This is a genomic window from Delftia sp. 60 (assembly GCF_002754395.1).
Classification (GTDB): Bacteria; Pseudomonadota; Gammaproteobacteria; order Burkholderiales; family Burkholderiaceae_C; genus Comamonas; species Comamonas acidovorans.
Genome location: NZ_PEFD01000001.1, coordinates 1,506,040 through 1,517,823, shown reverse-complemented (window position 1 = coordinate 1,517,823; position 11,784 = coordinate 1,506,040). Strand labels below are relative to the sequence as shown.

Sequence of the window (11,784 nt, the reverse complement as noted above, 5' to 3'; positions counted from 1 at the left end):
AAAAATCAGGCCGGGCCGGCGTAGCGCGCCAGAATGCTCTCGAAGCCGTCGATGGCGCGCTGCATGGAGCCTTCGTTGCGCAGGAAGCGCGCCTCGTAATGCAGGGCCAGGATCAGGCCGTGGATCTCGAACAGCAGCTGGTTCTCGTCCAGGTCGGCACGCAGGTCGCCGCTTTCGCGGCACTGCACGATGGTGCGGCGCATGGCTGCGTGCCAGGTCTGGACCGAGGCCGTCAGCGCATCGCGCACCGGCCCCGTGCGGTCGTCGAACTCCACGGCGCCGCTGATATAGATGCAGCCCGAGTCCAGCTCGATCGACGTGCGCTTCATCCAGTTGTCGAACAGCGCCCGCAGACGCGCCACGCCGCGCGGCGCCTGAAGCGCGGGAAAGAACACTTCCTGCTCGAAACGGTCGTGGTACTCATGCACCACGGAAATCTGCAGCTCCTCGCGCGAGCCAAAATGCGCGAACACGCCCGACTTGCTCATGCCCGTCAGCTCGGCCAGAGCACCGATGGACAGGCCCTCCAGCCCGATGTGCGTGGCCAGGTTGAGTGCAGCCTCCACAATGGTGGCCTTGGTCTGCTGCCCCTTGTGCAGCGCGCGGCGCGGCGCGGGCGCAGCGGCTTCGTGCACGGAAGAGCCCGCCTTGGGATCAGCCGTGGCGTCAGCGGTCAAACGGGTGGTGCGGCGTGGGGCGGAAACGCTGGACATGCGAAATTCTTGTTAAAACGAACGTTCGTGCTATTTTGCATGGAAAGCTTGTCGCGGCGAAGACATGCGGGGGAAAACACCTAGCTTGTGGGCAGGCGCAAAAAAGCCGGCAGGTGCCGGCTTGGTTGTTTGTCACGCCTCAGAGCAAGTCATGCCTCCACGGCAAATACCTTGATGCCCTTGAAGCGCATGTGGCGTTCGGGAGGAAGGTCGGAATTGACCATGGCTTGGGTCACTTCCCAGACCCGACTGTCCTCGAAGTGGACAGAGAAGCGGATGAAGCCCTTGGCCATGGAGGCCAGCACCACGCGCTCGCGGCCATCGCGCGACCGGATGGGCAGCCGGAAGCTGTCGTCCAGCGTCAGCACCTGATCGCCGGCCCGCAGTTCGGCAGCGAAGGCCAGCGTAGCACCCACCGGCACCGTCGCATCGGTGAAGTCCGGGGTGTGCACGAAGCCCTCCCTGTCGGCCGCGATACCGGTGATGACGATCTCCGGCAGCGCGAATTCGGGCACCGGCTCGGGTGGCGCCTCATAGGGCAGCTCGACCCAGGCCAGCCCCGTGAAGTTGCTGCGCGGCCGGCCCGCTGTCTCGTGCGTCTGCATGTTGTCGGGCGGCAGTGTCGTAGTGCGCGCGCCGGGCGTGGTGGACATGCCTGCGTACCAGCCCCAGAGGTTGAATTCGTAGTTCATGCGGCACCCAGTTCGTAATAGAAGTCGCGGTCGTTGACGGTGTCGGAGATGAATGCATGGTCTGCATCGGGCCACGGGGTCACATAGATACCTTGGCCGGGGGCCAGCGCAAAGAATCCGTTTGTCGGATCAGTAAATGAGCTACTTGCAACCAGAGAGGGCAGGACACGCCAATTCCTGCCATCCATGCAGGAAAAAACCCTCACGCGACCAACACCAGCGATATCACTGGTCGTCCCACGCATATATATTGCATCTCCTGTGCTCGTTGACTGTATATTCCACCCACGAAATGCCTCTCCGTCTACACCAGTCTCAAGATACTGATCAAATTGCTCAAAATTAATACCATCTTCCGTCGCAATAGTATGGATGATTTTTCCAGCTACGCCCACTAGCACGAACTTCCTCCCAACCACCGCTGCCTCCTTGACATACATACCGGAAGGAATTTTTGAGCGCACGCTTGCAAAATTGGTGGAAAGATTGAAAGCAGAGCCGTTCTCCGAATAAGCTACTTCATAGAAGGAGTTATTAATATAACTCAATGAAAGATAGATATTCCCATTGTGCAGAACATGGCTCCATCCTGCCGATGATGACGGCATTGCCGTAGCACTCCAAACGGCATCCAGACCTGTCGCCGAACGGGCCATGCTAGAGGAAATAGCATAAAAATAGCTACCCGCCCTGACATAGTTAGGAGTGGCGGTTATGTTCTTAAAGGTGATGCCGCCATCAACACTGGCATAGCTTACATACCCCCAAGAAAACCCGGTCCAATACCTGGCCCCAATAATGACCGTATCATTATTATGCGCCATGGATACGATATTGGCATTTTCACCTTTCACCAACAGGCGTTGAGTAAGCACCTTCAAATCGGGACTTGTATAGAGCGTGGCACCTCGCACAAGAAAGTACTGCTGACTACTGTATAAACCCATACTCACAGAAATATTTACTGGAGAAACACTTCGCACGGGCTTGAATGCATTGACGATTCTCACCGAAACCCCTGGAACCTTACGCTCCTCTCCACTCCAAATACGCCGACGCATCAGCGCAGCAGGTTGTCCATAGATATTGTTGAAGGAAAGCATCAGATCCACCCCAGGGTTGCGGTTTGAGTAAATACGCGGTCGGCATAGCGCGAGTCCAGCGCCAGGTCGTCCTCGATTCCGGAAAACTTGCCCCCGTTGCGTCTGAGCACGGGCGTCAGCGCACCGGAGCGGTTGGTGACGCGCAGTTGCTCCTGCGGCGCAGGCGCAGCAGGCATCAAGCACTCGCACTGCGGGTGCAGGACGATGTAGTGCATGCCGACGATCAGGTGATGGGGCCCTGCCGTTGTCAGCTCCTGCTGCGGCATGGACTGCGGTGAACCGGACAGCCGCCAGCCCGCGGGATCCTGGGCCGGGTCGAGCGCGCTGGCCGTGGTGCCGGCTGGTACGCGCCGATAGGTCAGCAGCGACTGGGGCGACCACACGGCGTCGCCCTGGGCGTAGCTGCCCGGCGCCCATCGGGAGGCACCGGCGACAATCGCAGCGTTCTGGGCGCTGGTCGCGGCGGCGGAGGCGGCGGCCTGCGCAGCGTTCTTGTTGCCCTCGACCGTCAGCATGGCCTGGGCCATTTCCGTCAGAAACGTCGTGAGCCACGTCACCAGGCCCGCCGTCCAGTTACGAAAGCCCGTCAGCCAGTTCAGATAGACATCCGTCTTGACGTCGAAGACGTCCTGCGGGTCCGTGCGACGATTCGGGATCGCCACCGATTCCTCGGGTGCACTAGGTGGGGGTGTGAAGTTCATCGTCTTCCAGTCCTTCAATGGTTAGGTTGCAATCGGAGAAGCCATGGGCCACCAGAACCTGGTCGAAGCCCGTGATGTAGCCGTAGGTGGTGAGCACGCCGTAGCCGCGCGCACCTATCCAGACGACCGGTCTGGCGCGATACGCCAGGATTTCGTTGCGCACGCGCTCGTACTGCGTGCCGTGAACGAGGACCTGCAGCTTCAAGCGGTCGCTGTAGGCGCCGGGCTCGGCCATCCAGCCGCCCCAGTCGTCGCGCTTCTTGATGCTCCAGTCGTCGAAGCTGACCGAGGGCCGCCACTGCGTGTTGCCCAGCCAGACGGCACGGCCGATGACGACTTCGGCGCAGCGCGCCTTGGCCCCCAGGTTGGCGATGCGTATGGTGATGCTGGCTTGCGTGTAGGCCGGCAGTCCCGAGATGGACAGCTTTCGTTCACGCTCTATGGGGTTGAAGAAGTAGCCCCAGTGCGAATTGCCCGAAGGGCGCAGCACCAGGCGCTGCCCGCTGTGGAACACCTCGCCGGCCACGGGGTCGGTCATCACCACCTCGACCGTGTGCGCCTGCAGGCCCAGCAGCTCGATGTCCGTGACCACGCGGCCGGGCTTGATGGTGACCTCGATAAGGTCATCGGCCTCGGTGTACGAGCCCAGGCTGGCATCGAACATGCGCAGCCGGTTTTCCACACCGCGCCTTTGCCACTTGCCTTCCGAACTGGCGGGGTCATTGCCGGTATTGCTGCCGGCCATGCTGCGCCAGATCACGCGCGAGGCGTCGATGATCTCGTCGTTGAGCGCATAGGCCTTGCTGGCGGACCAGGGCTGCAGGCCGCTTGCGGCGACGTTCGTGCTCATGTTGTCCAACGTGATAGGCAGGGGCGGCACAAATCCCATGCCGCGTGTGAATTCATCGTTCATGCGGTCTCCCTTTGCTTGACGCCGATGGCGTCGCTCTTGCGAGCCATCTTTTCGAGGCTTTGCAGCAGCACGATCTGCTGGCGCCCCAGGTCATAGGTCAGACGCTGCAGGGACTCGAGGGCCCTGTGCAGGTCGCCGCCCTGCATACCCTCCAGCAAGCGCCGCGTCTGCTGGGCGCTGTGGATCCGTGAAGGTCCGGTGAACTCGAGTTCGGGGCCGTTTTCCCCGACCAGGCGCAGGCCGCCGAAGTGCTCGCCACCCGAGGCGAAGCGCGGAATGCCGAACTGGTCCAACGCCGCCAGCACGTCGCGCTCCGAGTAGCCATACAGATAGGCAAGATCCAGCGCCGTGCCCCCTGGGCCTTGATGTCATTGGCCAGTCCCACCAGGTCTCCGGTGCCGTCGTACTTATGGAAGGTTGGCGACAGCGCATCGAGCTTCTTGACTCGCTCGGGATCCGTTTCGTAGTCGTAGATCGCGAAGCCATCGCCGAGCACGGCAACAGGCATCTTGTACTTGCTGTGCACGGTGGAGCTGCCACCCCCACTTCCAGGACCTGGCCCAGGACCAAAGTCCGCACCCCCGCTGACGCCACCGGAACCGCTTTCACCAGAACCAGCACCACCTCCGGTATCCGCTCCTTCCTTGAGCAGTGCCGCGCGGAATTCCGCCCATGCGAGATCGGACGACAGCAGCCGCGTGTCGATGCCACGCGCTATGTCCAGCGCCTCCTTCTCGGTCTTGAGCAGCCGCTCCAACGCATCGACCTGGCTTTTTTCCTGCTCCAGAATCAATTCATCGGCAGACAGCTGCTCGCCCGCCGCGTCATGCAGCACTTCGAGCTTGTTGGCCAGGATCAACTGCGCGGCCTCATAGTCCAGGCGCGAGCGGAAGTTGCCCGAGGAAATACCGCCGCGCGCAACCGAGACAGCCTCGCCGATGTCAGCCGATTCGGGCAGATAGCCCGTGCGCCGGTACGCAGCCAGTGCCTGGTCAATGACCTCGTTGGCTCTGGCCAAGGCCATGGCCTGGGTGCTCTCGATCTGGCCGCGCAGTTCGACGACATGCCCGCGCAAGGTGTCCATGAGGGCGCGCTCGGTATCCACGCGCTCCTGCGCGACATCGATGCGTGCCTGTATGGCCGAGCGCTCCGCATCGACGGAACGCTGCAGCAGGCTCCACGCCGCATCCGTATCGGCCTCGTTCTTCTTCTTCGCCTCCTGCGCCTGCTCCTCCTGCTTGCGCTTGGCTTCCTCGGCCTGTTTGGCCGAAGCCGCCGCAGCATCCTCGGATGTCTTGGTAACGGCCTTGAACGTGTCGTTGAGCTTGAGCAGCTCGGCAGCGGTCTCGGCCGAAGACTTGCCGGTGCCGCCGATATTGCCGATCAGCTTGTCCATACCGGCAGTGAAGTCGGCCAGCGACGTGCTGGTGTTCGCCAGGTTCTCGAGATCGGCCGCGAGTTTTCCGATATCGCCCGAACCTTCTCCCAGGGTGGTGCTGGCCCAGTCCTTGAAGGCGCCAGTCTTGGCCATGTCCTTGAGGCCTTGCGTGCCCTGGACCTTCGAGATGGCGTCCTTCAATACCTTGGCATTCGCCTCCTCGGAGTTGGCTGCCTTGAGCTTGTCCTCCACCAGCTTGCGGAACCGGGCCTGGGCGTCGTCGGCATCCAGGTCGATGTCCACGCCCAAGTCCTTGAGCTTGCTGCCCATCTCGCGCTTGGCGATGGTCTTGCGCTCGTCCTCGCTGTAGAAATTCTGGTAGAAGCTGCCGGCGTTGGCATTCAGCGCCTCGATGCCGCCCGAAGCCTTGATCAGGGACTCGAAGGCCAGGTCGGTCAGGTCGGCAAAGCCCGTGATCTTCTTGCCCAGTTCCTCGAAGGAGCGGCCGATCAGGTCGATGGTCTGGAAGGCTGCCTGCAACGCCTCGACATTGGGTGCTTCGCCTAGCGAGTCCAGCGTGGTGCGCATCCAGCTGGGCAGGTCCGCCTTCTTGAGTTCGGACACCAGCAGGGAACCGGTCTGGCCCAGGAAAGCCTTGTAGGCCTCTTCCGGATTGTTGCCCAGCGAGCGGTTCTCGAAGCCGGCCAGGATCATGCCGGTCGTCTTGTCGATGATCTTGGCGTAGCCGTAGGCGTCCTCGTCGGTGTACTTTCCGTTGGCGGCAAAGCCGCCCACCAAGTCGATGTCGCGCACTCCGCCCGTGGCGTACTTGCCCAGGGATCCGTAGACCAGGGCCAGTCCGTCCAGACTGGTCTTGAGCTGCTTTTCGATGCCATCGCTGTGGCGGCGTGTCAGATCGTCGTACCAGTCGCCTGCCGCGCGGCCAAACAGCTGCTCGGCCGCCTTGTCATTGCCAATGCCGGCCGTGCTGTAGGCCGCGCCGCCATGGTTGGCGCCGCGGGAGCCGAAGGCCTTGTCGAGCGCTCCACCGAGGAAGCTGCCGATCATCGAGCCGATGCCCGGAAGAATCCAGGTTCCCACCGCCTGACCCACAGCGGCTCCGTACTGTCCTTGGGACAGGCTGTACAGGCTTCCCAGGTAACCGGCAGCAGAGCCAATCCCGCCCTGGAAACCGGGAATGTCTTTCAGCCAGGTGTCGAACCGGCCCACGGTCTTGCCCAGGTCCTGCAGTGCTTCACCAGCCATGTTCCAGCCATTGGACATGAGCTTGAGTGCGGATTCATTCAGGTACTTCTGCGCCGAGGTGCCCCAGGTGGACCAGTCCGTCAATCCACCGCCCAGGCCCGTGCCCTGCGCATCACCAGCGCCCGCTGTTCCCGGAGCACCGCCTTGACCGAGGAAGTTGCCGACGACCCCCCTGAGCTGAGCGAAGACAGGCACGAGAAACGGCCGCGCAAACGCCTTGTACATCTCATCGGCCACAGAGGCCTTGAACGTCGCACTCAGGCTCTTGGTGAAGGTACGCCAGCCTTCGGTGCCGTTGGCCAGCATGTCCGTGAAGCCCTTGCGGAACATCTCGTCCATCTGGTCGACCGATTTCTGGGTCTCCTGCATGCGGACACGTTCGGCAACATTGGCCTTGGCCTGGTTGGCTGCGGCCGTGGCGTCGTCCTTGAGTTTCTGGGCGCCAGCCGCATCATCCGGATTCTTGGCCGAGATGTCTTCGAGCTTTTTCTTGAGCTCGATCGCGACCTGGTACTGCTCCAGCGCGATCTTGCGGTCGCGTTCCGACATGGCTGCCAGAGACTGCTCAAACTGCACCGCCTCACTGGCCGCCTTCACGCTTTTGGTGTACTCGTCCACCTTGCTGGCAGACTCGTTGTAGCCCTTGACGCGGGCGAGTTCGCGCGTGGCCTCGGCCTCTTTGCCAACGGCCTCGGCAACCTCCCTGGAGCAGCGGACACTCTCTTGCCCGGCCGCGTTGTCTTCCAGCTCCGCGATGGTCTTCTCGACCTGCTCCTGGCGCAGTTGTCCCAACGCCTCACCGGTCAGGCCAATCGCGCGCGTTTCCTGCCGGGCGAGTTCCAGGTTCTTTTCGGCCAGTACGGCCTTGGTCTGGTGCTCCTTGACGAGTTGCGCCACCTCCTGCTGCCTTTTCTGCAGTTCCTGATCGCGCTTGAGCTCCTCATTGTCCTGCTGCGTTCTGGCTGGCACGGCCGGTGGCGCGTAGCTGACGGTGCGGGGTACCGCAGGGGGCTCTTTCTTCTGCGCAGGCGCGTCGGTTTTCTTGCTTTGCTCCTGCGGCTGTGGCTGTCCCACCAGCGGCGGATTGATGAACCCGCGGCCGCCGCCTGCATTGCGCTGACCCTGTGCCGCCATCAATTCGCGCTGCACCTGCTGCAATTTTTCGACCAGGCGCTGGGCATCGTCATGGGCCGTGCGCACCCACACATTGCGCGATGTCGCTGCCCCCTTGGCCTGCAGCATCTCCAATTCAGCCCTGGCGCGCGGAAGCTCCTTGGCCAGATAGGCTGCCTTTTCCGCATTCGACTGGAAGGCCGTGCTGACATATTGCAAGCCCACCGCGCGCCCGGCTATGTTGCCCAGGCCGCTGCTGATCTGGCCCAGGAAGCCCGACCCGTTGTCACGCGCCCGCGACATGGACTCCGAAAAGGCGTTCATGTCGTTGGCCGCTGCGTTCATGCCAAAGGAGATCATCTGGCTGATGCCGGAATCTCCCACGGCGGACTTGAGCTTGTCCCAGGCGTTGGCCATGCGTTGGGTGCCGGCATCCAGCCTGTCCGCCGCCTTGTCCGTCCCCTCTCCCAGGGAGCTTTGCAGCGCCTGCGAGAAACGGGGCAGAAAGTCCTGCGTCACGACCTCGCCGGTCTGCAGCATCTGGGAGAACCGCTCCTGTGTCACACCCAGGGCCTGAGCGCCGACCAGCGCCGCATCCGGGATATGTCCCAGTTTCTCGCTGAAGTCCGACGCGCCTATCGTCCCCTTGCCCATCAGGTCGAGTACGGCTGCCAACGAGGCATTGCCCTGCTCCACGGAAAGGCCCATGGCCGCGTTGGCCGAGGCAATCCCCGTGAAGATGGTCTGCACCTGCGCGCCTTCCAGCGCCGTACCACGCGCCTTGGTGGCGAAGTCGGCGTAGGCCTGGCCGGTGGCATTGAGCTGCAGGCCCAGCCGATCGGCCAGGGCCGTGACATAGGCCAGTTCCTGCGCGCCCTTGCCGCCGGTGGCAAGGTCCAGCCGCGTACGCAGATTCTCTGTCTGGGCACTGGCCGTGTAGAGCGCCTCTCCCACCTTGGCCGCCGAACCCGCCACCTCCAGCAGGGCATTGGCGCGGCCTGCAATCTTGCCCATGGAAGTAGACAGGCTCTCGACATCGACGCTGGCACGCGCCGATACAAGTCCCGTATCCGTTGAGGCACCTGCGAACTGCGACATGCCGGCATACGCCTGCTGCAGCTTGCCGTGGAGTTTGTCGAGCTCCTGGGAGAACTGGGCATTCTGCGCACGCAGCTCGCTCAGGCTGGGCGTCTCGGCGATGCCTATGCTTTTGACCGCTGTACTCATGCTGATCTCTGTTCGGTATGCTTGACCGCTTGTGTTTGTCTTGAAAGGCCGGAGCCGAGGCCCCTATGCCTCAGCCCCGGTTGAGCTGGCGCAGCGCCTGCGCCTCCAGTACCTGCAACTGCGCGAAGACCTCGCCGCGCTGCGCGGCGGGCACCGCGTAGCGGCGCATCACGATCTCGGCCCCGGCGTAGTCCAGCCCGTCCCAGTGCCACTGGCCCCAGGGCGTGGCCGTCCTGCGCCACTGGGTGGAGCAGCCGAGGTACACGCTCCAGGCCATCGCATGCTCCGGCCACAGTTCGTAGTCCTCGGGGTGCAGGCGTTGCAGATCGCCGGGCACCATCCGGTCGGGGTCGATCCCCATCTGCGCGCACTGGGCGCGCAGCTCGTCGTCTACGAGATAGCGGTCTGCGCCGTCGAGGCCGAGGTGATGCCGGACAGCGCCACGGAGTTTTTTGTGGCGGCATCCCGCTGGTGCACGTTGAGTCCGTCGAACCAGGCCACGGCCATGGCCTGCTCCAGTCCCGGGTAGGCCTCCTCGGCCGCCAGGCGCTCGTCGCGGCTGTAGGGCACGGGTGTTCCTTCGTCGCCCAGCATCCCCTCCCAGCCCACAACCACTTCGTCGAGCAGTTCAGGGATGGTCATGCGCCGTACCTCCTGCGAGCCATCGGGCTGCGTGGCGGGCTTGCCGACGACGATGAGTTCATTGATCTCATCTCGCCGCGCCTTGCCCAGGCGCTTGAACACGACGGCAAAGTGATGGGCTCCGAACCTGCCCTCATCGACGGGCAGGTACAGCGTTGCGGGAACGGAGATGGTGGGCTTGAGCCCGGAAATCTTGACGGCCATGGTGATCCTTGGATGTGTAGTTGTCAGGCAGGGAGGTGAAGCGTCAGATCTCGATGGACCACTCGTCGTTGCCCGCGTCGGAGGGAATGAACGACAGGGGGATGGTGATCATCTGCACGCCATCGCTGTCGCTGTAGGTCGGCTTGCCGATCTGGGCGCGCGCGCTCTTGAAACTGACGGTGTTGGTGGCGCCTGGGCCGTGCTTGAGCGTGACGGGCACGATGGCGCTGGCACGCGCCAGGCCGATCCAGTCCTTGGTGGCCACGCTGGTGTTCTCGAAGGTGACGCTGCCCGTGGACTTGCGGTCCGTGATTTCCACGGTGTCCACGTTCATCAGGTCGCGCTTGACCACCTGGTTGCCGCACTTGAAGCTGAAGGCGCTGCAGGCCACCGCCAGGCCGTCGAGGGTCAGTTGGGTGTTGGTCTTGTTGACGCCCAGGGGAGCGACGAAGTCGCTGTAGTCCACTGCCGGCAGGGCCTCATCCACGGCGGGGACGAAGGAGCCCGTGAACTCGAACTTCCACTTGGGAATGGCCTTGGCATCGGTGCTGAACTCCACCTCGCCGCGTGCGCCATGCATCTTGTAGAGGGTGCCGTCCACGTTGCCGTAGATGGTCACGCTCTGGATGCCGTCGGTCACGGGAGCGAAGACCGTCTTCACGCCAGTCTCGGTGCTGGCGCTGGCGGCACACGCACGCAACAGGTCGGTCACGCCGGGACGCTCGCCCGCTGCGGCCACACCCGCGAATTCCACGGAGAACGCCACCTTCTGGTATTCGGTGACCAGGGTGCTGCCGCTGGAGCCGAAGAAGGGACGGATGTTGTTGCGCTCGACCACGTCGCCCTCGATGGGGGTGAGGGTCACGTCGCTGACCAGCATGGCATTGGCCGCCAGCGGTACGACGGCCGTGCCGACAACGGTTTCAACCAGGGCCAGGAGGGCCATCTTGCGCATGATCTTTGCTGCCATTTGGAAAATCCTTTGAAGAGATGAAGAGATGAAGAGAGGTTTCGCGGCCTTTGGCGCCGTTCTCCAGCGCTGCGGACCACAGGGGTTGCGGGAAAGTTGCGGGTATCCGGTCTAGGCCCGGTTCGGTGGTGTGCAGGTCACAGGTAGCTCCAGGTTCTCAGTTGCAGGACAACGGAGTGGCAACGCACTCCCGCGAAATCCACAGGCTCGGCACGCATGACCTGCACGCCATCGGTGCTGTCGTCGCTGCCTGCCAGGGGACCGGGCTGGCACGCGCCGCCCAGGGTCGGATCGGCTCGCACCAGGGCGCGGAACTGCTCGACCAGGTCGTCCAGCAGCAACTCGCTGGCCTGGGCGTCGGCGATGGCCAGGTAGCCATGCAGCGTCCACTGGTGCACGCTTACCGTGCGGGCCGTGCTGCTGCCGTGCTCGGCCGTGCTGCTTCTGCGCAGCCACCAGCCGCGGACATGGGCCGTGCCTGCTGCAAGCGGCGTATACGTGAACAGGGCGGCCAGCTCGGCATCGCTGGCGGCATGGCGTTCGCGGTCCTGCACAACGCCGATCTGCGGCACCGAGGCCAGGATGGCCACGATGGCGTTGCGATGCTGGGCCAGTGCATTCATGGGCGCAGCACCGGAAAGGCCGCCGCCACACTCGCCGCAGCCTCGGCCACGATGGGCCGCAGATGAGCGGCAAAGAGCAGGAACAGTTGTGCGATGGCGTACATGGGTCACTCCGTGGGGGACGCAGAAAAAGATGCGTCGTTGCGATGGAGTGACTGTGCCGAGGCAGGCAAAAATGAATAAGGCCTGCATATGCAGGCCCGGTTTCAGCGTCCACAGGCGCGCGCCTTCTCAGGCGC

Annotated in this window: 9 protein-coding genes and 1 pseudogene; all 10 read right to left on the bottom strand. The window is 63.2% G+C overall.

What is annotated here, in order from left to right:
- Positions 1-5 precede the first annotated feature (5 nt).
- Entirely contained in the window at positions 6-713 is a 708-nt protein-coding gene (locus tag CLV01_RS06885; protein WP_099734681.1) for a TetR/AcrR family transcriptional regulator, read from the bottom strand.
- A gap of 149 nt (positions 714-862) precedes the next feature.
- Entirely contained in the window at positions 863-1,405 is a 543-nt protein-coding gene (locus CLV01_RS06880; RefSeq protein WP_099734682.1) for a hypothetical protein, read from the bottom strand.
- On the bottom strand, positions 1,402-2,508 hold the full coding sequence (locus CLV01_RS28625) for a hypothetical protein (protein WP_143290091.1): 1,107 nt from the start codon (positions 2,506-2,508) through the stop codon (positions 1,402-1,404). The genes CLV01_RS06880 and CLV01_RS28625 overlap by 4 nt, the downstream gene beginning before the upstream one ends.
- The gene (locus tag CLV01_RS06875; RefSeq protein WP_099734683.1) at positions 2,508-3,209 is read right to left on the bottom strand and encodes a hypothetical protein; all 702 of its coding nucleotides are present in this window, start codon (positions 3,207-3,209) and stop codon (positions 2,508-2,510) included. Before CLV01_RS06875 ends, CLV01_RS28625 begins: the two co-directional genes overlap by 1 nt.
- Positions 3,187-4,122, bottom strand: a complete 936-nt coding sequence (locus CLV01_RS06870) for a hypothetical protein (RefSeq protein WP_063327279.1) — start codon at positions 4,120-4,122, stop codon at positions 3,187-3,189. Before CLV01_RS06870 ends, CLV01_RS06875 begins: the two co-directional genes overlap by 23 nt.
- A pseudogene (locus tag CLV01_RS06865) lies at positions 4,119-9,106 on the bottom strand (tape measure protein). The gene CLV01_RS06870 and the pseudogene CLV01_RS06865 overlap by 4 nt, the downstream one beginning before the upstream one ends.
- A gap of 70 nt (positions 9,107-9,176) precedes the next feature.
- Positions 9,177-9,467 carry a DUF1799 domain-containing protein gene (locus CLV01_RS06860; RefSeq protein WP_013804205.1) on the bottom strand — a complete coding sequence of 97 codons (291 nt, stop codon included), beginning with the start codon at positions 9,465-9,467 and terminating at the stop codon, positions 9,177-9,179.
- Positions 9,468-9,496: 29 nt separating this feature from the next.
- A complete protein-coding gene (locus CLV01_RS06855) occupies positions 9,497-9,952 on the bottom strand; it encodes a hypothetical protein (protein ID WP_012203259.1) in 456 nt (151 codons plus the stop codon).
- A 43-nt stretch (positions 9,953-9,995) separates the two neighbouring features.
- Positions 9,996-10,922 (bottom strand): phage tail tube protein, encoded by a 927-nt coding sequence (locus tag CLV01_RS06850; RefSeq protein WP_034390302.1) that lies wholly within the window; start codon positions 10,920-10,922, stop codon positions 9,996-9,998.
- A 137-nt stretch (positions 10,923-11,059) separates the two neighbouring features.
- Complete coding sequence (locus tag CLV01_RS06845; RefSeq protein WP_099734685.1) at positions 11,060-11,545, bottom strand: hypothetical protein; 486 nt, start codon at positions 11,543-11,545, stop codon at positions 11,060-11,062.
- Positions 11,546-11,784 lie beyond the last annotated feature (239 nt).

Bases quoted from the DNA above. Each gene is read 5' to 3' on its own strand.
- CLV01_RS06885 (WP_099734681.1), bottom strand. From the start codon at position 713: ATGTCCAGCGTTTCCGCCCCACGCCGCACCACCCGTTTGACCGCTGAC.
- CLV01_RS06880 (WP_099734682.1), bottom strand. From the start codon at position 1,405: ATGAACTACGAATTCAACCTCTGGGGCTGGTACGCAGGCATGTCCACC.
- CLV01_RS28625 (WP_143290091.1), bottom strand. From the start codon at position 2,508: ATGCTTTCCTTCAACAATATCTATGGACAACCTGCTGCGCTGATGCGT.
- CLV01_RS06875 (WP_099734683.1), bottom strand. From the start codon at position 3,209: ATGAACTTCACACCCCCACCTAGTGCACCCGAGGAATCGGTGGCGATC.
- CLV01_RS06870 (WP_063327279.1), bottom strand. From the start codon at position 4,122: ATGAACGATGAATTCACACGCGGCATGGGATTTGTGCCGCCCCTGCCT.
- CLV01_RS06860 (WP_013804205.1), bottom strand. From the start codon at position 9,467: ATGGGGATCGACCCCGACCGGATGGTGCCCGGCGATCTGCAACGCCTG.
- CLV01_RS06855 (WP_012203259.1), bottom strand. From the start codon at position 9,952: ATGGCCGTCAAGATTTCCGGGCTCAAGCCCACCATCTCCGTTCCCGCA.
- CLV01_RS06850 (WP_034390302.1), bottom strand. From the start codon at position 10,922: ATGGCAGCAAAGATCATGCGCAAGATGGCCCTCCTGGCCCTGGTTGAA.
- CLV01_RS06845 (WP_099734685.1), bottom strand. From the start codon at position 11,545: ATGAATGCACTGGCCCAGCATCGCAACGCCATCGTGGCCATCCTGGCC.